The organism is Rhodococcus sp. ARP2 (assembly GCF_001029585.1).
Classification (GTDB): domain Bacteria; phylum Actinomycetota; class Actinomycetes; order Mycobacteriales; family Mycobacteriaceae; genus Rhodococcus_F; species Rhodococcus_F erythropolis.
In genome coordinates this window covers 23566-43681 of sequence record NZ_LEKE01000077.1, presented here as the reverse complement: position 1 = coordinate 43681, position 20116 = coordinate 23566, and the positions used below count along the sequence as shown (strand labels likewise).

Annotated in this window: 18 protein-coding genes; 8 read left to right on the top strand and 10 right to left on the bottom strand. The window is 62.3% G+C overall.

The window, feature by feature from the left end; all coding sequences use genetic code 11:
- Window positions 1-76: 76 nt before the first annotated feature.
- Window positions 77-1594: a PucR family transcriptional regulator gene (locus ABX74_RS20715; protein WP_047889589.1), complete on the top strand. Its 1518-nt coding sequence runs from the start codon at window positions 77-79 to the stop codon at window positions 1592-1594.
- Here the strand turns inward: ABX74_RS20715 and ABX74_RS20710 are convergent.
- From ABX74_RS20710 to ABX74_RS20695, 4 genes are all read right to left on the bottom strand, one after another.
- On the bottom strand, window positions 1571-4807 hold the full coding sequence (locus ABX74_RS20710) for an NAD-glutamate dehydrogenase domain-containing protein (RefSeq protein WP_029254384.1): 3237 nt from the start codon (window positions 4805-4807) through the stop codon (window positions 1571-1573). The genes ABX74_RS20715 and ABX74_RS20710 overlap by 24 nt on opposite strands.
- A gap of 127 nt (window positions 4808-4934) precedes the next feature.
- Window positions 4935-6623, bottom strand: coding sequence for a flavin monoamine oxidase family protein (locus ABX74_RS20705; RefSeq protein ID WP_029254383.1), 1689 nt, complete (start codon window positions 6621-6623; stop codon window positions 4935-4937).
- Complete coding sequence (locus ABX74_RS20700) at window positions 6620-7465, bottom strand: carbon-nitrogen hydrolase family protein (RefSeq protein WP_029254382.1); 846 nt, start codon at window positions 7463-7465, stop codon at window positions 6620-6622. Before ABX74_RS20700 ends, ABX74_RS20705 begins: the two co-directional genes overlap by 4 nt.
- Window positions 7466-7598: 133 nt before the next feature.
- Window positions 7599-8234, bottom strand: a complete 636-nt coding sequence (locus ABX74_RS20695; RefSeq protein WP_020968310.1) for a helix-turn-helix domain-containing protein — start codon at window positions 8232-8234, stop codon at window positions 7599-7601.
- A 146-nt stretch (window positions 8235-8380) separates the two neighbouring features.
- On the opposite strand from ABX74_RS20695, the gene speB reads away from it, so the two are divergent.
- The gene (gene speB / locus ABX74_RS20690; RefSeq protein ID WP_003941134.1) at window positions 8381-9337 is read left to right on the top strand and encodes an agmatinase; all 957 of its coding nucleotides are present in this window, start codon (window positions 8381-8383) and stop codon (window positions 9335-9337) included.
- Here speB and ABX74_RS20685 read toward each other — a convergent pair.
- Window positions 9301-9975, bottom strand: a complete 675-nt coding sequence (locus ABX74_RS20685) for a class I SAM-dependent methyltransferase (RefSeq protein WP_020968309.1) — start codon at window positions 9973-9975, stop codon at window positions 9301-9303. The genes speB and ABX74_RS20685 overlap by 37 nt on opposite strands.
- A gap of 111 nt (window positions 9976-10086) precedes the next feature.
- Here ABX74_RS20685 and ABX74_RS20680 point away from each other — a divergent pair, with 111 nt between their 5' ends.
- The gene (locus tag ABX74_RS20680; protein ID WP_029254381.1) at window positions 10087-10524 is read left to right on the top strand and encodes a hypothetical protein; all 438 of its coding nucleotides are present in this window, start codon (window positions 10087-10089) and stop codon (window positions 10522-10524) included.
- A 168-nt stretch (window positions 10525-10692) separates the two neighbouring features.
- Window positions 10693-12294, top strand: a complete 1602-nt coding sequence (locus tag ABX74_RS20675; RefSeq protein WP_029254380.1) for an ABC transporter substrate-binding protein — start codon at window positions 10693-10695, stop codon at window positions 12292-12294.
- A 41-nt stretch (window positions 12295-12335) separates the two neighbouring features.
- On the opposite strand, the gene ABX74_RS20670 is transcribed toward ABX74_RS20675, so the two are convergent.
- The 3 genes from ABX74_RS20670 to ABX74_RS20660 form a co-directional block, all read right to left on the bottom strand.
- Complete coding sequence (locus ABX74_RS20670; protein WP_223257977.1) at window positions 12336-12602, bottom strand: 6-carboxytetrahydropterin synthase; 267 nt, start codon at window positions 12600-12602, stop codon at window positions 12336-12338.
- Between the two features lie 159 nt (window positions 12603-12761).
- Window positions 12762-13127, bottom strand: a complete 366-nt coding sequence (locus tag ABX74_RS20665; RefSeq protein WP_020968305.1) for a metal-sensitive transcriptional regulator — start codon at window positions 13125-13127, stop codon at window positions 12762-12764.
- Window positions 13128-13325: 198 nt separating this feature from the next.
- Window positions 13326-14132 (bottom strand): hypothetical protein, encoded by an 807-nt coding sequence (locus tag ABX74_RS20660; RefSeq protein ID WP_024487558.1) that lies wholly within the window; start codon window positions 14130-14132, stop codon window positions 13326-13328.
- A 251-nt stretch (window positions 14133-14383) separates the two neighbouring features.
- Between ABX74_RS20660 and ABX74_RS20655 the strand changes: the two genes are divergently transcribed.
- The 3 genes from ABX74_RS20655 (at window position 14384) to ABX74_RS20645 (ending at window position 17721) form a co-directional block, all read left to right on the top strand.
- Entirely contained in the window at window positions 14384-15814 is a 1431-nt protein-coding gene (locus ABX74_RS20655; RefSeq protein ID WP_020968303.1) for an MFS transporter, read from the top strand.
- 73 nt (window positions 15815-15887) lie between these two features.
- Window positions 15888-16415, top strand: a complete 528-nt coding sequence (locus tag ABX74_RS20650; protein ID WP_029254378.1) for a carboxymuconolactone decarboxylase family protein — start codon at window positions 15888-15890, stop codon at window positions 16413-16415.
- Window positions 16399-17721, top strand: coding sequence for an MFS transporter (locus ABX74_RS20645; protein ID WP_029254377.1), 1323 nt, complete (start codon window positions 16399-16401; stop codon window positions 17719-17721). The genes ABX74_RS20650 and ABX74_RS20645 overlap by 17 nt, the downstream gene beginning before the upstream one ends.
- 79 nt (window positions 17722-17800) lie before the next feature.
- Here ABX74_RS20645 and ABX74_RS30850 read toward each other — a convergent pair whose 3' ends face one another.
- Window positions 17801-17944 (bottom strand): YHS domain-containing protein, encoded by a 144-nt coding sequence (locus ABX74_RS30850; protein ID WP_021342727.1) that lies wholly within the window; start codon window positions 17942-17944, stop codon window positions 17801-17803.
- Window positions 17945-18351: 407 nt separating this feature from the next.
- Here ABX74_RS30850 and ABX74_RS20635 point away from each other — a divergent pair, with 407 nt between their 5' ends.
- On the top strand, window positions 18352-19311 hold the full coding sequence (locus tag ABX74_RS20635; RefSeq protein ID WP_047889588.1) for a DMT family transporter: 960 nt from the start codon (window positions 18352-18354) through the stop codon (window positions 19309-19311).
- Here the strand turns inward: ABX74_RS20635 and ABX74_RS20630 are convergent.
- On the bottom strand, window positions 19301-19975 hold the full coding sequence (locus tag ABX74_RS20630) for a TetR/AcrR family transcriptional regulator (protein ID WP_029254375.1): 675 nt from the start codon (window positions 19973-19975) through the stop codon (window positions 19301-19303). The genes ABX74_RS20635 and ABX74_RS20630 overlap by 11 nt on opposite strands.
- Between the last annotated feature and the right edge of the window lie 141 nt (window positions 19976-20116).

Here is a 20116-nt window from a genome sequence, read left to right as displayed (position 1 = left end):
TCGCAAGCACTGCCGAAATGGATACCCGAAGCTCCAGGGCTACTCCATATCGGCAACGACAGCTAGCCTTGATCAGGTGACGGTTCCGATCTCGTGGCTCTTGCGCCAGAAACACCTCTCGCTGGCTCTGCTCACCGACCGAGCAGCTGCCACCCACCCCGTCACGTTTGCACAGGCCACAGAGCTGACGGACCCCACCCCGTGGCTTTCCGGCGGCGAATTGGTGCTCACCACCGGGCTGGCACTGGTGGGCGCGGACGCCACCGACTACAGCGAGTACATCGACCGTCTGGCCGCCGCAGAAGTATCGGCTCTGGGTTTCGGGACCGGCCTTTCCCACGAGAGTGTGCCCGCAGACCTGATTGCCGCCGCCCGCAGTCGCGGGCTCCCCCTGCTGGAAGTGCCGTTCACGACCCCGTTCGCGGCGGTCACGCGCGCGGTGATGACCAGTCTGAGCCAGCAGGAATACGAATCGGTACTCCGCGCGGCAGAAGTACAGACACGCATCACCCGCGTTGCGCTGCGCGGTGGCGTGTCGGCGATCGTGCGTGAACTGGCCACGGCCACAAAAACTTCGGTGGCGTTTGTCGGTGATCGGATCACCGCGGTGCATCCGGCAAACCAGAAGTCGTTGATCACCGAGGTTCGCGCGGTCGCGGCCACCACCCGCGATCCCAACGCTCCGGCGTCGATCTCGCAGAGCACACCCGAACGGACGCTGACACTGTCCCCCGTCGGCGTCACCGACAGTTGGCACGGCTACCTCGCCATGGCGGGCGCCGGGCCCCTGAGCAATATCGACAGAGTGTTGCTCGGGCATGCGGTCTCGCTGCTCACTCTCGAACTCGAGAAACCGGTTCGACTACGGGCCGAGCGAACTCGACTCAACGCCATGGCTTTCGGGCTCTTACTCGACGGCCGAATCCCCGAGGACGGTGTGCCGTCGTACTTGGACGAAGCGAGCGACACGCACGGCAATGTCCGTGTCGTCCACGTTCGCGGATCCGGACTCGGCCCTGTTCTTCGCGAACTCGACAACGCTCTCGCGCGAGCAGGCCGGCCGTTGTTCGCGCAATCCGAGGACGGTTCGCTGACCGTCCTCCTTCGCGGAACCGACACAATCGACACTGCCAAAACACTACTGGCGCAGCTCTCCCCCACCGAGGCGAAGACGGTGCGGGCCGGAATCAGCACCCCTCACCGTCTTCTGGACGCACCGCGCGCTCTCGTCCAGGCCCGCGCCGCGGCCAATCTCACGACGGCCACTGCCCGCATTCTCGAGTTCGACGCTCTGAGTGGCTCGACGATTCTGGCATCCGAGCCTGCCCGTGAGGCACTGATCGCAATGGCAGCGGACACCATCCCGGTGCTGACCGAACACGACCAGGCACACGGGAGCGCACTGGTCGCGTCTTTGCGCGCCTATCTCGAGGCAAACGGTCAATGGGAGTCGGCGGCAGCCGAACTCGGTGTTCATCGGCACACCCTCCGAGGTCGCATCGCACGCATCGAGGAACTGCTGCAATGCGACCTCGGACAGGCCAGGGTCAGAGCCGAACTGCTGCTATCGCTACTCGCCTGGGAGGGTCGCTGAACGCTCCGCGGCGTGTACCGAAGCGAAACTGGACGCACCGCGAACGAGTAGTTCGAGTTCGGCGTCGACCGTGCAGAGACGGGCGGTGTCCAGCGCTCCACTGCGGCTCACGCTCGACATCAAGGCCGTGAACCGGCGCACCGCTTGCGGATTGGCGGCGGTCCACAACTCGACGACCTCCGGAATACCTTCACCGAGCGCTCCGGACACGAGGTCTGCGAAACGCGCCGTCAACCTGGCGTGGACGGCAGCGCTGCCCATGACCTCCCAATGCGAGGCGCCGACGGCAACGTCGACGCCCCCGAGAACGTCGCCCAGATCGAGGGTGTCGGAGAGTTCCCGGTAGATCGCAGCCGCGGCCTGAACCGTCGTATTCTCCTGCAACGCAATGTCAGCCAGGGCGAGCGCCCCGAAAGACGCCTCGATGCGGTCGCTGGCCGACAGCCCTTCGGTGAGAGCCCGCACCGGCGCGGCCCATCGATCGATGTCGGCTCGCGGGTTCACGGTGAACCGGCCGGCTGCTCCCGGACGACGCAACACCCAGCTCATCTCGGATTCCAACAACTGCTGCAAGCGATCGAGAGCCTGCAACTGCTCGGTGGCGCGCAGCTCAGAGTTCAAGATCTCGCGCCGAAGGTCCTCGGTGCCGAGCACTTCGCTGACCACTGCGTAGGCCAGAGCCGCTTCCGGACTGTGGACTCCGAGGTGTTCCTCCAGCCGGAACAGCACGCCGGGTCCGACGCGGTTGACCAGTTCGTCGACCACCGAGGTGATGATGATGTCGCGGCCCAACCGATGTGCGCGGACTGCGTCCGGTGCTGCCTCGACGACGGAGAGCGGGAAGTACTGCGGGAGACGATCGGCGAAGATCTGATTGTCCGGGACGGTCGACGCCCCCAATTCCGCCGTCAGCACGTTCTTCGACTGCGCCACCAGCACAGCAAGTTCCGGACGGAGTAGGCCCTGCCCGGCTCGCGCCCTGACCGCCAGCGCCTTGGCGTCCGGCAATGATTCTTCGAGGCGCTTCATCGCGCCCGCCGAGACCAGGTTCTCGATCAACCGTTCGTGCTGATCGAGCAGGGCGGGAGCGCGGTGCTCGGCCAGGCTGATCGCGAGGGTCTGATCTTCACTGGCCTCGAGTACCGATGCGGCTACCTCGTCCTGGGCCGCCGCGAGTAGTTCATTGCGCGAGGTCGCGTCCAACTCTGCGAGTGCGATCTTGATGTTGACCTCACGGTCCGAGGTAGCCACGCCGGCCGCGTTGTCGATGAAGTCGGCGTTGATTCGTCCTCCGCCAGCGGCATATTCGATGCGGGCACGCTGGGTGAAACCCAGGTTGCCGCCCTCACCCACCACGGTTGCACGCAACTCGTCAGCGCTGACGCGAACTGCGTCGTTGGACGGATCGGCCGCGTCGACGTTGCTTTCGGTCGACGCCTTCACGTAGGTACCGACGCCGCCATTCCACAACAGGTCCACCGGAGCGCACAGGATCGCTCGGATCAGTTCCTGCGGAGTCAGCTTCTCCTCGGTGATACCGAGAACCTGACGCGCTTCGAGCGGAAGACGGATCGACTTCGCGCTACGTGGCCAGACGCCACCGCCAGGCGACATCACGGTGCGGTCGAAGTCGTCCCAGGACGAGCGCGGCACGGTGAAGAGACGAGCGCGTTCGGCAAACGTCGTCTCGGTGTCGGGGTTCGGGTCGATGAAGATGTGGCGGTGATCGAATGCCGCGACCAAACGAATCTTGTGCGAGAGCAACATTCCGTTACCGAACACATCGCCGGACATGTCACCGATGCCCGCGACGGTGAACGGATCGGTGTCGACGTCGAGGTCACGCTCGGCGAAGTGGCGTCGAACCGCTACCCAGGCGCCGCGAGCGGTGATGCCCATCGCCTTGTGGTCGTAGCCGGCTGAACCGCCGGAAGCAAAAGCGTCGCCGAGCCAGAAACCACGTTCGACGGCGATGCCGTTCGCGACGTCGGAGAACCGTGCGGTCCCCTTGTCCGCCGCCACGACGAGGTAGGAGTCTTCACCGTCGTACTCGATTACTTCGGCCGGGTGCACCGCTGCGCCGTCGACGATGTTGTCCACCACGTCCAGCAAGCCGCGGATGAAGGTGCTGTACGACTCCTGCACCTGCGCCGGGGTCGGCGACGACGTGCCCCGAACCACGAACGCACCCTTGGCTCCCGAGGGAACGATCGGCGAGTTCTTCACGCTCTGGGTCTTCATCAGACTCAGAGCCTCGGTGCGGAAGTCCTCGTATCGATCCGACCAACGCAGGCCACCACGGGCGACGGAGGAGCTACGCAAATGCACGCCTTCGACATTGGGTGCGCTGACGTAGATCTCGCGGAAAGGAACTGTCTTCTGCGGGGTGGAGAGCAACTGCGAGTCGATCTTGAACGACGCGTACGGCAGCGGCTCGCCGGCCTCACCGCGCAGGTACCAGTTGGTGCGCAGAGTCGCCTGCAAGAATGAACGCACACCGCGCAAGACGCGATCCTCGTCGAGAGTGTCTGCACCGTCGACTGATTCGTCGATGGCCGCCGCCGCGGTGGCCACGGCCGTCTCACGCGAACCTGCTACTGCGGGATCGAAACGCGCGGTGAAGAGTTCGATTGCCTGCCGTACGAAGAGCGGCTTCGCTGCCAACACTCCGACGATGTAGCTCTCGGACAACCCGATACGAGCCTGAGCGAGGAAACGGCACGCAGCGCGCAGCAACTCTGCGTCGCGCCACGTGATGTCTGCTCGTCCGATCAGACTGGAAAATGCGTCCATCCGGGTCTGTCCGGCGATGACGGCTTCGAAGGCGTCCGCCATCTTCTCGAGCGCACTGCCGTCGAAGGTGCTCGGCTCGAAGGTGAAGTAGTGTGCCGAACCCAGAACGGTCGGAAGCGGGCGGTGCGTCGAAACTCGGAGTCCGAGGGACTCGAAGTTCTCGCACAGATCGGAGAGGGAGGGCTCTCCGGACGGCCACAGCACCACACAGGTCAGATCGTCACTGTTCAGGGCACCGCTGTTCAAGTCGTCGCTGTTCAAGTCGTCGCTGTTCAAGTCGTCGCCCTGACGGAAGACGAGTCGCTGGCCCGCTGCTGCCAATTCGGCGACCAGTTCGAGCGCCGGGTCACCGGATCGATCACCGCCCGCGGGTCTCGATTCTGCAGCTGCGGTCTTGGTCGCCGATGATGTGCTCGCCATTGAACACCCTCCTGGAAATTATTGGATCCGAACACTTTCCAGTGTTGCGTGGATCACCGGAAAGAGGTCGTGCCCGATAGGAGTACCAACCCCCAGCGGGCACGACATTTCGGCAGTTGCGGTGAGCTCAGTCGCCCAACCTGATCGGAGCGAGCTCCTCGAACACGTCGCCGGGTCCGGGATTCTCGGTAGGCGCAGCGCCGCCGAGATGGTTGACGACGCCCCATACCGCGTTGATCGCGGTCTGGATCGCGCCCTCGGCCCAGCCGGCAGTCCACGACACGTCGTCTCCGGCGAGGAAGATTCCCCGATGACGCGGTTCGAGATCATTCTGCACGAAGTGAGAGAACAGGCGTTCCTGGTACCGGTAGTGCCCCGGAAGGTTCGCCTTGAATGCACCCATGAAGTCGCGCTCGGTTTCCCACGACAGCGTCACCGGGCTCGAGATGATGTGGCTGCGGAAGTCCACGCCTGGGTAGACCTCTTCGAGCGAACGCAGCATGATGTTCATGCGCTCGGTGGCGTCGAGCGCCAGCAGCTTCAGCGAATCGTCCGACCAGGTGTACGACAAGCAGATCAGGCCTGGCTTGCCCTCGCCTTGATCGAGCAGGTAGGTGCCGCGACTCATACGGTCGGTCAGTGTCATCGACACCGAATCACGGCCGGTCACGGGGTCCTTGTCCTTCCAGAACGGGCGGTCGACGAGAACGAACACCTTGGTCGAACCCATGTAGTGAGTTCGCTCGATCGCAGTCCAGTGGTCGATCGGGAACAGATCGTCGTCACACCTGATGTTGTTCAGCAGCATCCAACTCTGCACTGTCACAACGGCACTCGCATACGTGCGAATGAAACCTTCGGAGTCCGTCACCGTGATGTTGCCGGGCTCGGTACGCCGGAGTTCGGTGACGCGGGGACGCGTCTCGCCGTCGTTGAGCGAAGCGACCGTCGTACCGGCAGGCCAATGCGCCATGTGATCCGGGGCGCGGTTCCACAACCGCATCGGCAGCTGCTGCGATCCACCGACGATGCCGCGGTGGTCGTCGTCGGCGGCCGTGATGACCACACGAAGGATTTCGAGGATCGAGTTGGGGTAGTCGGTATCCCAACCACCCGTACCGAATCCGACCTGCCCGAACACTTCCCGCATATGGAAGGACTTGAAGTGCTTCGACGCGGCGAGGAATCCGTAGAACGTCTGGTCGTCGTAGCGCACCACGAGGTCGTTCCAGATCCGCTTGATCTCTGCGGTGTCGCGGTCACGAATGGCCTGCTGCAACGGAATCAGATCGGCATGCTCTTCGAGAGTGCGCTGCCAGGCCTGCGCCACCTCGGTGTAGATCGGAGGCAGATCCTCGAGAGTGTGCGCGTAGTGGCTCTCACCCTTGAGATCGATGACCGTGCTCGGCGTGACCTCGGCAAGGGGATTGGGGAACTCTTCGGTCTGCAGACCCAGTTCGTTCAGGTAGTGGAACAACGTCGTCGACGACGGTGGGAAACGCATTGCGCCCATCTCGGCGACAACCCCGGGGTGCCCGTCGAACTCGACCGACCGCATCCGGCCACCGATCTGATCAGCTTCGTAGACAATCGGTTTGAGACCGACCTTGAGCAACTCGTAGGCCGCGATCATGCCGGAGAGTCCACCACCGATCACGGCAACTTCTGTACCCAGTGCCAGATCGGGCACCGAGCCGAGTCCCGCCGGACTGGAAACATAGTCGTCGTACGGGAACGGAAAATCCGGCCCGAACATCGTGAGGGGCGGCTGCTTGCCGGGTTCCGAGGAACTGTCCGGAGCTACTGGGATGGTCATCTACGGTTCTCCTTGGAGACAGTCGTGACAGAAAGGTCTGGATACAGATCGAGGCGTCGATCGTCGAGATGCGTGTTGAGGGTGCGCGATTGCGAGACGGTGGCGGCGGCGATATCCGCGAAGAGCAATTCCTGGCCGCCCTCTGCCCGCGCCAACTCGGCACCGTCGGGTGCGATGGCGCACGAGAGACCGCAGTAGGTCAGCTCGGTTTCGGCGCCACAGCGATTGACGTAGGTGACAAACATCTGACTCTCGTATGCGCGGGCCGGAACCACTTGCTGCGCAATGTGTTCGTACGGAGTCATCAACCCCGTCGGCACGATGAGCCATTCGGTACCGGCGTCGGCATGGGCCCGAACCGCTTCCGGAAATTCCACGTCGTAGCAGATCAACAATCCGCAGCGGATGCCCTCGAAGTCGAACCCGACCACCAGGGTCTCACCTGGCCGGAAATGTTCGCGGTCGAGCGTGCCGAACAGGTGTGTCTTGCGGTAGTGCGCAAGCGAAGTGCCATCGCGGTCCACCACCTGCACGCTGTTGTAGACGTCTCCCCCGTCGAGTTCGGGGTAGCCGTAGACGACGGCGATGCCTGCACTTCGAGCAATCTCGGCGACGGAATCGAAGATAGGGCCGTCGGCCGGTTCCGCGCGCAGCGACACCAGTTCGCCGATGTCGTAGCCGGTTGCGGACATCTCCGGCGTCAGCAGGATCTTCGCACCGGATGCCGCAGCCTCGCGGGCAGCGGTGTCGATTGCAGCGAGGTTGAACTCCACCGACGCAAAGGTGTCCGGGGTGGTGAGCGGACCTTGGAACAGGCCAACTCGAACTGAATCGACATGCATGGTGCGCTCCTTCAGGAGTTCCGTGACGCCAATTTTCGACGGTGTGTGTGACGGGGACAACTACCAGCGTGACGGGTGCCGCCAATCATGTCAACTCTTGTTTCCTAAGAATCAACATTCACAGATTCGGGTCTCACGAAGGCGACGCGCGTGGCCCTTCCGGCAATGCCGGATTCAAGACCCACAGAACCTTCGCCAGAACCGAGCCTTCGGCCTGAAAACTATGGTTGTGCGTCGGCGTGAACGTGAAGGAATCGCCCGCCGCAAGCACGACGTCCTCGGCATCGACGGCCTCACCGTTCGGATCCGTCCGACCGCCCTCGAACGAGACCCGCAAGCCGCCCTCCAGCACGTGCACGAAGTTCACGTCGATCGGCAGACTGTAGAACTCCTGACCACTTCCGCCGCCTGGTTCCAGCTCGCCGAGCAGCACCTGAATTCGACGCTCGTTGGTAGGCGTGAGCAGGTACTCCGTCATCTTTTCGCCGCCGAAGCTGATTTGCGGCATGGCGTCGGCGCGGACTACTTCACCGGCGGACGCATTCTCGAACAGGGATCCGACGGGGATCTCGAGCACCGCGCACACCTTGATCAGGGTCGCCACCGACGCGTTGACGTGATCGCGCTCGAGTTTCGAGAGATACCCCTTCGTCACACCACAGGCCTCGGCCAGGTCGTCGAGGGTCAACCGCTTCGATTGACGTGCCGCCTTGAGCCTCGCCCCGATGCGCGGTCCGACCGGCTCGACCGCTTCCTTCGCCTTGGCCACTGAACCCACTCCTTCACGACCGCCGTGTCCCTTTCAGGAAACAGGGGTTGACAACCGAGCCTCTTGAAGAAACCATACTTGCTCAGAGAGCTACATCACTGAAGGGCGCCCGGTGTGCGCCGAATCGAGAGCAGGGACCTCTGCACATGGCTACCAACAACCCCGGATCGTTCATCGGACCCGTCGACGCCACGCGCGTCCCCCGCTACGCCGAGCCGACCACTTTTGCGCGTCTGCCGCGCCTGGACGAGGTCTCGCGCGCCGACGTGACAATCCTCGGCATCCCCTTCGATTCGGGTGTCAGCTACCGACCCGGCGCTCGGTTCGGTCCGGGGCACATCCGCGCTGCGTCGAAGCTGCTGCGTCCGTACAACCCCGCGCTCAAGGTCTCCCCCTTCGCCAACCAGCAGGTAGCCGATTTCGGCGACATCGGAGTCAACCCCTTCGACATTCAGGAAGCTCTCACGACGGTTCAGTCCGCCGTCACCGACCTGCGCGCCGACGGTTCCTCTGTGCTCACGCTCGGCGGCGACCACACCATCGCACTTCCGATCCTGCGTTCACTGGCCCGCGATCACGGCCCGATCGCCGTCCTGCACTTCGACGCTCACCTCGACACCTGGGACACCTACTTCGGTCAGCCTTTCACCCACGGCACCCCCTTCCGCCGCGCCAGCGAAGAAGGCCTGATCGACATGGAGCGTTCGCAGCACATCGGCATCCGTGGACCGCTCTACAGCGAGAAAGACCTCGAAGACGACCGCGTCCTCGGCTTCCAGGTGATCCGCAGTGACGACTACGAGGTCGACGGCGTCGCCAGCATCGTCGAGCGCATGCGTAAGCGCCTCGACGGTGGCCCGGTGTACGTCTCCGTCGACATCGACGTGCTCGATCCCGCCCACGCTCCGGGTACCGGAACACCCGAAGCGGGCGGCATGACCTCTCGCGAATTGTTGAACACACTGCGCGGGTTGGTGGGACTCAACGTGGTCGGCGCCGACATCGTCGAGGTAGCGCCGGCGTACGACCACGCCGAGATCACCGGTATCGCAGCGGCTCACGTCGCTTACGAGTTGCTGTCGGTGCTCGCACTCAATCGCTGAAGCAGCACAACGGTATCCGTCGTGTGATGCATCTCGGGGTTCGCGGGAAGATCACGTTCCCGCGACTCCGAGACCAACACCTTCCAACCATCGGTGAACAGCGACTCCACGTATTCGGGTGTATGGAGCATGGCCCGATGATGCTCGGTCGGCGACTCGTGTGGCGAGTGGCCCACGATCAGCAAATGCCCGCCGGGCGCGACCAGATCTCCGAGAGCACGGAACAATTCCCCGCGCGCGGGTTCGAGCATGTGGAAGAACTGCGCGGACACCAGATCGAACGAGCGCCCCTGCGGATCCCACTTCGTCAGGTCGGCTTCCAGCCATTCGATGTCGACGCCCTCGCCCTCGACGTGAGCCTGGGCGCGGCTGAGCGCAACCGACGATATGTCGGTGCCGGTGACCTTCCACCCGCGACGTGCCAACCACAAAGCGTCGGCGCCTTCGCCGCAACCGACGTCGAGTGCAGTGCCCGGTTCGAGGTCGGAGGCTTCGGCAATCAACTGTGGGTTGGGATTTCCGCTCCAGCGCGCGGGACGTTCCTCGTACAGCGAGTTCCAGAACTGTGCGTCCGCCTTGGCGTACGGATTCTCGGTGGTTTCAGAGTTTTCGTGGTGATTGTGGTGTTCGTGGCTCATGCACCCAGGATGAACGACCTTCCACAACTCACGCAACCATCTTTGCCGAAACAGCAACTTCTCCATTTCGACGCTCTGCTAACGTCACGCTTCGTGGCAGGTGGATTTCCCGTGTTTCGTCTCTACTGCAACTCAGAGGGCTCACACGTTTTGTGTTGTGCGCATTTCCCCGAGTTCAGCGGTTCGAACGCGGACGAAGAGTTCACCACTCAGCAGAGTTTCGACCGCGCAGTCGAGAAGATGCTGCGCGAGGCGTCCTTCGAACCGACAACCCTGACGTTGGTGGGCGAGCAACAGGGATATCCAGTCGGAGACCACCTGTTCGATGCGACGGTTCCGCGAACCGGCAGAGTCTCCTTTGCCTTTCAAGAAGCCGGACCGCCGTGGATCGTTCTCGGCCTCGATGTTTCTTCTGAAAAATTCTGGTCCGAGATCGACGAAGACGAAGATCTCCTCGCCCTCGGCCCGATCTCTCCGTTGACGTCGGTCCCTGCCGTTGTACTCACTGCGGCCGGGTGGCCACGGCAAAATGACCTCGACTCACCGTGACCTGAACTGGTTCATCACCCCGGTTCTCGTGAGATCGAACAAAAATCGGCATGATTTTCGTGAAGATCGACCGAGATGCCCGTCACGTCCTACGCCAAGATTTAGCGGTCACACTCGACCGCGCCCTCTCGAACTTCGCTCGGGCCCTGGCTCCTTCACGGAGGCACAATGAAACACCGCTCTTATCCGGCACTTGCAACGGCCGCGGGGCTCGCACTCGTGTTGTCGGCCTGCAGCTCGGGAGGCACGTCCTCGGGCTCCGACGGCGGTGAACCTCTGACAGACGGAACCTTCCGTTATGCGTTGCAAGCCGATCCGGGTGCACTCAACCCGATCATGTCCGGCTCCGCGGCAACCGCTGACATCTCGAGGCTGGCCTACGACTCCCTGGTCTACCAGGATCCGGACACCAGTGAATTCAAACCGTGGTTGGCAGAGAAATGGGAAGAGACGCCGACCTCCGCATCCTTCACCATCCGCGAGGGAGTGACCTGTACCGACGGGTCGACGCTGAACGCGCAGACCGTCGCGAACAACATCAACTTCGTGGCCGATCCGGCCAACGGTTCACAACAACGCGGCACTACGGTCCCCGTAGGCGCTTCGGCCACTGCCGATCCCGCGACCCGCACCATCACGGTCACCACTCCGGCGCCGAGCCCCTTCCTCCTCCTCACGGTCAGTCGCCTCCCGATCATGTGCGACGCCGGACTCGCGGACCCGACCGCCTCGAACAAGAAGTCTCTCGGTTCCGGGATGTTCGAAGTCACCGAAGTCGCCGCCAACGACCACTACACGTTCGAGCGTCGTGACGGCTACAACTGGGGCCCCGACGACACCACCTCCGACACACCAGGTGTCCCCAAGACCGTCATCGCTGTCATGGCACCCAATGTCAGCACCGCCGCAAACCAGCTTCTCTCCGGCGAACTCAACGCATCTCCGATCGCCGGTCCGGACAAGGACCGGATCGAAGCCGCCAATTTCGCCTCGATCAATCGCCCGATGCCGTCCGGTCAGATGTACTTCAACCAGATCGCGAACAATCCCACCAGCGATCCCGCCGTTCGCAAAGCACTCATCCAGGGAGTCAATCTCGACGATCTGGCAGAAGTTATCACTGCCGGCCAGGGCACCCGCGCAACAAGTCTCGTCGGTGTAGAGCCCCGCGCCTGCGTGTACGACTCCGTCACCGGCAACATTCCGGACTACGACGTCAGCGCAGCGAAGGCAACCTTGGACGCGGCCGGCTGGACCGCCGGGTCGGACGGAAAACGAAGCAAAGACGGAAACCCGTTGACACTCCGCCTCTTCTACGCAGGAGGCGAAGAGGCTCGCAGCGCAGCAGCCGAACTCGCTCAATCTGCATGGTCGGATCTCGGCGCAAACGTCGAGGTAACGGGAGCCGACCAGACCAAAGTTGTCGACGTCATGCTCAGCGGTAAAGACAACAATCAGTGGGACATCGCATGGATCCAGATCAACAATTCGATTCCCAGCGGGTTCACCCCGTTCTTCACCGGACCTGCTCCGGCAGCCGGTAAGAATTTCTCTTCGATCAACAACCCCGCCTACGAAGCAGCGGTGGCCAAGGCTTCCGGGTTGACCGGCGACGCAGCGTGCGCAGAGTGGGCAGACGCCGAGTCGCAGATCACCAAGACGGTGTCCGCGGTGCCGTTCGCGAATACGAACATGAGCTTCTACTTCAACAAGGCCGGGCTCGCATTCGGTAAGTCCTTCATCGGGTCTGCACTGCGTCTCTACCAGTAGTCCGATCGATCGAAACCCCTGTGGCAACGAGATATGTCAGATCAGTGCGATCTGACGTATCTCGTTGCCACACCTATCGTCTCGTTGTCCAGCTCGACGTAGGTCAGCTGAGGAATCGTGGACGCAAGTTCCGTGAAAGACCACTTCGCAACGTTCTCGAATGACGGACGGAAATCGAAAATCTCCGGCCAGACACCGCTCGCCAATCGCTCGGCGCACCGATCGACGGACTCGTCCAGAGCGTCCGTGTCGACAAACCATCCACGTTCGCCGAGTTGGTCGTCCTCGAACGAGAACCCGACTCGCATCGTCACGCGAAATCCCTCGGCAGGCATCAGCGGCGGCAAATTCTTTGCGTCCCGCACGGGTGCCGGAAGCCGCCGGAAACCCTTGCCTCACAGCGAATGTACGACGGATCTCGATGCTGAACATGACGACCACGGTATCAATGTTCGTCGAGCACAGTTCTACGAGCGAACGAGCCTCGCAATCGCGTCGGTCGCTTCCTTCACCTTTGCCTCCGCCTCGGGACCACCGTCAACGGCAGCTTTGACGACGCAGTGGCTGATGTGGTCCTCGAGCAGCCCCATGGCCACCGCGTGGAGAGCCTTGGTCATCGCCGAAACCTGCGTGAGAATGTCGATGCAGTACTTGTCCTCGTCGACCATGCGCTGCAGGCCGCGGGCTTGACCCTCGATGCGACGCAGGCGCCCTAGGTAGTCGTCCTTGGCGGTGATGTAGCCGTGGGAATCACCCGTGCAGCACACATCGCCGGTCGTATCATTGCCCGGGGCACTGCTTGGAGCGTTGCCCACTTCTGTCGCTTCCGACATTCGATGTCCTCCTGTTCGTCAACGCGTGACTTCGCAACAATTCTCGTTACCGGGGCGATGTGCGGTTACTCTTCGACTTCCGTTGTCTTGCAGAGCAATCACTGCGCACATCGCCACGCATTTCGCTACTGCACGAACAGATGGGTGCATGGTGATCGCCCATGCCCGTTTTCCCGTTGCTGCGAAACTCATTCGGTCTCAGTGCCCGTGGTGCGAGTGGCTCGAGTGTTCGGCCCCAGGCGTGGTCGCATTGTCGGCAGTCAGAGTGAATTCCGCCGTACGCACCACTTCGCCATGTTTGAAGTCCAGGAACAACCGGTAGTCCTCAGCGCTCGGCATGTTGGCGTAGAAGGTGATTGCCGGTCCAGCCGGCGTGACACCGTCACCCGGATGACCATCCGGATGCACATGGAGATAGGCGAGGTCGGAGGCACGCAACGCGACCAGATGCCCGTACGCGGCAAGGTAGGGCTGCAAGTCTGTGACCGGGATTCCGTCACGACTGACCGAGAGCGTGAGCTTCGATGTCTGGCCGGCATGGGCCGCGCCTTCGAGAGAGACGGTATAGCCGTCGACCGTCGTGACGGCAGCAGCGGCGGGCAACGGCCGAGGATCATAGGACCCGGCGACGCGTACATCCGCACTCAGCGTCATTCCGTCACCCCCGTCCGGGGTGAAGTCAGCGAAGACTCGGTAGTCTCCCGCGTGATCGAAATCGACTGACACACGCCAGTTTCCGTTCTCGTCCAATTCGGGATGCACGTGTTGGAATCCGGTCAGGTCCAGACCGACCACGATCAGATGCAACTGCTTGTCGTGGGTGTCGGTGTACCTGGTCAACGGAGTTCCAACCGAATCCAGGATCCGGAACTGCAAGGGGACATGGCTGCCGACGGCCGCCTCCGACGTTGCCAATTCCAGTGTGTAGCCGTTGCCGCTGAACATCTTGCCCTCCAAAGTTTGGGTCGGCAGCACTTCCGTTGCCGTCTGCGTCGGGTTCGACACTCCTTGAATTCGAACCTGTTGCAATTTGTACCATACCCCCCTAGGGTATGCAACGAACTACTCGAACACCCTGAATTCGCTCGAAGGAGATCCGATGCGCATCTACGCAGAGCGCCGGCCGAATGAGTTCCAAGAACAGCATTTCCCCGCGCACCTCAACGAAGCGCTGCGCCGATGTCGCCCAGGCCCGCTTTCGACACCCCCTGACCACACGAGCATCATCTATACCCCGTACAGGTAAGGAACTCAGAATGTCCACACAACCGAAATCCACCCGTAAGTGGTGGGCGTTGGCGTTGATCGCCGCCGCTCAGTTCATGGTCATCATGGACACCTCGATCATCGGTGTCGCTCTCCCCCAGATGCAGAGCGATCTCGGCTTTTCCCAGGAAGGCCTGACCTGGGTCTTCAATGCGTACGTCATCGCATTCGGTGGGCTACTCCTCCTCGGCGGCCGCCTGTCCGACCTGTTCGGCGCCCGCAGAGTGTTCTCCGCTGGTTGGCTGATCCTGCTGATCGGTTCCGTTGTCGCCGGTGCCGCCGGTAACGTTGCCGTCGAACTTGCGGGCCGCGCCGTTCAGGGTGCCGGTGCCGCACTCATCGCACCATCGGCGCTCACCTTGCTGATGATGCTGTTCGGCAGCACGCAGAAAGAGATGACCAAGGCGCTGTCCATCTACGGCGCTGCCGCCCCGGCAGGCGGTACGGCCGGAGTGTTCCTCGGCGGCGTCATCACCGAATACACCAGCTGGCCTTGGGTGTTTTACCTCAACATTCCCATCGCCGTCATCGCGCTGATCGCTACTCCCCTCCTGATGCCGAACGCACCGGCACGTACCGGGTCGATCGACTTCCTCGGCGCACTCGCTGTCACCGCAGGTCTTGCTGTCGGAGTCTTCGGCATCGTCAGAGCACCTGATGTCGGATGGGGATCCGGGCAGACGTGGCTGGCGCTCGCCGTTTCGGCCGCTCTGTTGGGTGCATTCGTGTTGATCCAGTCCAAGCGTCGGGAACCTCTGGTGCGTCTGGGAATCTTCAAGGCGCCCAACCTCGGTGCCGCGAACATCGCTCAGCTCGTCCTCGGCGCTGCCTGGATACCGATGTGGTTCTTCCTGAACCTGTACCTGCAGCAAGTGCTCGGATACAGCGCCTTCCCGGCCGGTGCGGCGCTGCTGCCGATGACGATCTTCGTCATGCTCGGCATGGTCGTCGTGGCACCACGGGCCATGGCACGCTTCGGTGCAAAAGCGATGATCGTGACCGGATTGCTGGTACTGGGAATCGGTTTGGGTTGGATGTCGTTGATCCGGCCCACCGGCAACTTCTGGGTCGACGTACTGCCGGCGTCGCTCGTGGCTGCGGCAGGTATGACGCTGGCGTTCATTCCCTCACTCGGTACGGCGATTTCGGCTGCACGCCCGGAAGAGGGCGGATTGGCCTCCGGCATCGTCAACGTCAGCTACCAGGTCGGCTCGGCTGTCGGCCTCGCGGTGATGACCGCGATCGCAGCAGTGTTCGGCGCTGATCAACTCGGTGACCTGACGGAGTTGACGAACGGTTTCTCCGCCGTGTTCCTCGGAGCAGCCGCCATCGCAGTGGTTGGCGCAGCAATCACCGCGGTCGTGATGCGGTCGACCAAGGTCGACGATCCTCGAACCGTTCAATCCACCGTCAATTCTTGACCAACTCCGGTGGTGGGTTCGGCCGGCTGTCACCAGCCGAACCCACCACCGGCGGAACCACTTAGGACTCGTTATGCCGCGCCTTGCATCTCTCACGCCCACCACCGCTGTCGGTGCATCTAAAGACCTTCTCGCCGAACTCGTCAACCGTCATGGACAGGTCGGTGACATGGTCGCGGCGATGGCTCATTCGCCCGCCGTACTGGGTGGCTATCTGCAACTCAGCCGGGCAATGAAGCGAGCGAAACTGAGCCGCAAGATCACCGAGCGAATCTCGATCGCCGTGCAGGTCCAGCAAGGTTGCGCTGTTTGCCTCGAAGCCCACGTTGCCGCCGCGCACGCCAACGGCGTCGAGGCGGACGAGATCGAGCGTGCCCGCGCGGGCACGTCCGCCGATCCTGCCATCGCGGCAATGATCGACCTCGGACTTCGCGTCTATCGGGAGCCTGCCTCGATTTCAGACGAACACATCGCGGGCCTTCGAGCGCACGGCTACGGTGATCGCGAGATCGCCGACGTCGTCGGAATCGTCGCCCTCAATGTCCTGACCGGAGCTTTCAATCTTGTCGCGGGAGTGAAACCAGATGAACCGGACCGCTAGGACCGCACCGGAACGGAACAGCATGCGTCTGTTCTTGATTCGCGACTATCGCCTGCTCTTCAGCGCCCAGATCATCGCGCTGTTCGGCACCGGATTGGCGACGGTTGCGCTGGGTCTACTCGCCTACGAACTCGCTGGGCCGAGCGCCGGAGCTGTGCTGGCCACCGCGCTGACGATCAAGATGTCCCTGTACGTCGTGATCGCTCCACTCGCGGCGGCGTACGTCGACCGGTTGCCGAGACGGGCTTTCCTCGTTGCCCTCGACGCCCTTCGTGCAGCGGTCGTGATCGCATTGCCCTTCGTCAGCGAGATCTGGCACATCTACGTGCTGGTAGGCGTTCTCCAAGCTGCGTCGGCAGCGTTCACTCCCACGTTCCAAGCGGTCATTCCTGACATCGTGACCGACGAGGCCGATTTCACCCGCGCACTGTCGGCATCGCAGGTCGCTTACACTATGGAAAGCCTGCTCAGCCCTGTTCTTGCCGCAGTCGCACTGTCCTTCATGACATTCAACCTGTTGTTCGTCGCCACCTCCGTGGGCTTTGCGGTCTCGGCACTGCTCGTGCTGGCCACCCGAATCCCCAACGCTCGCCGGAGTACTCACCGCAAGGCGTGGGATCGGATCGCGTCGGGGGTGCGAATCTTCGTGACCACACCGCGACTGCGCGGCATCATGGCACTCAATCTCGTGGTGGCAGCAGCCGGTTCGATCGTCGTGGTCAACACCGTCAACTACGTCCGCGACGAGCTCGGTGGAACCCAATCCGACGTGGCGTGGATGCTTGCCGCGTCAGGCACCGGCACGTTGGTGACCGCGCTGCTTCTTCCACGCGTTCTCGACAGAACCGCTGAACGCACTGTGATGACAGCGGGTTCCGTTGTCCTGGTCGTCAGTGCCAGCGCGGCAGCAGCCCTCGCCGTGGCCGGTGTATTCACGTGGATGCTCACTGCCGCAGTGTGGGCACTCGTCGGCGCCGGGATGGCCATGATCGTCACGCCGACCGGAAAAGTACTTCGGCGCTCCGTCGACCCCGCAGGTATACCGGAGGTATTCGCAGCCCAGTTCTCCCTGTCGCACCTTGCCTGGCTTGTCACCTATCCGATCGCCGGATGGGTTGGTTCGAGCGCGGGATTTGCGGTCACCTGGAGCATCCTTGCAGCGCTTGCCGCAGTGGGAGCCGTTGCAGGATTTGCACTTTGGCCTCGGGAGACAGTTGCTGAATTGCCCGGACAAGCGACGTACGAAACCACGCGAGGCGAATGCACCTTGGCGGCCACCCAGTGCGCGTGCGCTCGCACCGTCTGATGTCGACGGTCTGCCCGAACCCCGATTGGGCCTCAACGAAAGTGGTGGTGCAGCCATCGCCTGCACCACCACTTTTCGCTCAGCTCACGTCAGCGTACTTCCGCGGATTTGCGTCGAATCGAGGACCACAACCCTTGCAGCAAAACCAGTACCGATTACCTTCGTAGTCACGGAACAGGCCTTCCGCTTCGGCACGCGCCTTTTCGATCACACTGCCGGGCATGACCCGACATTCGACGAGTTCACTACTGCCAGAGTTGAGTAGGTCTTTCCCACCGGTCGGCATCGCCGTACCGACAGTGCCTACAGCGCCATTGGCGTCGGCCTTCGGGGTATTTCCACAGCCACAACTACTCATTGGGATTCCTGTTCTTTTGCTGGACGGATGTGGCCCGGAAAGCGAGCCCGACACAACCACCAATATACCCCCTATAGGTATATTGGAGATAACTTGAAGGTCTGCGCGTACAGCACCTCGACACATAAACCATTGCAGGAGAACGAATAATGCGTCCCCAGTCTCGGATCACCTACAGCATCATGACACAAGAAGAATTATACCTACTGGGGGTATAGGGTAGGTCTGGCATCGGCCATCCATGTCCGCGAGGTCGTCGACGAAGAGGCGCAATGAAGAACTGGAAAGCAATCGGCAGCAGCCGATTCGCCGTAGTTGGAGCTTTGCTGTTGGTCGGCGCGCTCTGGGGAAGCTCGTTCCCCCTCGTTGCTGTGGCAGCACCAACACTCGGCGCCGTCGGCACGACGCACGGCCGCTTCATTGTTGCAGCGTTGGTTCTCGCACTGATAACGGCTTCCAGCAGATCGACCTGGCGCGCGGTCGGTCACCGGTTTCCTGCATTCCTACTGCTGGCAGCCCTCAACGTCGCTGGGCCCCTGACGCTTGTCGCAACTGCGATCGTCGGCCTCAACTCGTCGACGGCGTCGATCCTGAATGCCACGACGCCGATGTTCACCGTATTCGTCGCCGCTTTCTGGCTTCGACAAAAGATCACCTGGCGAAAACTCTCGGGGGTCGCGATCGGCATCGTCGGCGTCTCGGTGCTCGTCGGTGGAATTCCGTCAGCGATCGACAGTCACGCAATGCTGGCCATTGGCGCATCTTTGACCGCGGCGCTGCTGTACGCAGTCGGAGGTGTCTACGCACGAAAGTCGTTCCAGGACACTCCACCGATGACACTGGCCCTCGGACAACAACTTGCCGCGGTTGCCCTATTGATGCCCGTGTCCGCCGTCGCTCCCCCACCGGGGCCCATAACCGTCGGTCCACTCATCGCCGTGGCAGCCCTGGGGCTGGGGGCTACCGCCGGTGGCTACCTGGTCTACTTCTGGATAATTCGTCAGGCGGGTCCAGTCGCGGCATCGGCCGTCACTCTTCTCGTTCCGATTTCGGCATCAGCCATCGGAGTGCTGTGGTTGAACGAGCCTGTTACCTTCGCGCTCGTTGGCGGTCTTGTCATCATTCTTGCCGGAGTGGGCTTGCTCCTGGATCTTCCGCCGACGCGAGATCCATTGCGCAGGGTTGCCCCGGGGCGGGCGGCTAGCGCGGACAAACGGCCGGTCAGCGGCTGATCGGAGCCGTCCAAAGTCCGACCAGCGCGTCGACGAGGTCGGTCGTGAAGTCCTCCCATGACGTGACCGCTTCCGGCCCCTCTTCGGCAAGCGTGCGCTCACGTTCGGCGAACATGTGCACGATCGCATTGCGTCCGATGTCCGCGCGGGCGCGTCGAACACTCATCGGCATGTCGGCCAGACAGTCAGAGAGTCCCCGAAGCGTCTCCTGCAGGGTGGGCGAGGCCAATACCTCGTCGTAGACGATTTTCCGCAGGACCGGGTCGGTGAGAATCTGTGCACTGAACCGCGCGTACCAAGTCGGGCCACCCATTTCGGCGTAGTGATCGGTCGACGCCCGAACCAGACACGAAATCCAGTCACGAACGTTTGTGGACCCTTCGATCTCACACAGCAGTTCGCCACGCTTCTTCTCGACCTGCTGGGAATGCTTGTTCACGATCGCGCGGACCAGATCGGTCTTGGTCCCGAAGTGGTATCCGACGGCTGCATTGTTGCCCTGACCTGCCGCTTCACTCACCTGGCGGTTCGAAACCGCGAAGACTCCGTGCTCGGCGAACAGCTGCTCGGCGACGGCGAGAATGCGGTCTCGGGTTGCAGCAGAGCGCGCGGAATTTGCGGCGCCGCCGACGTCGGCCGACGCGTCCTCAGTCCTCGTAGTCATGGACACCATCATCCTCGACCATCCGAAGCTGCTCGGCACCGGAGATATTCGTCACGATCGGAGGCGCACCCTTCCGTTAAGTCAGTCACTTGATTTAACTTTAGTTCAATCAACTGACTTAAACCATTATTCGTTCTTCCT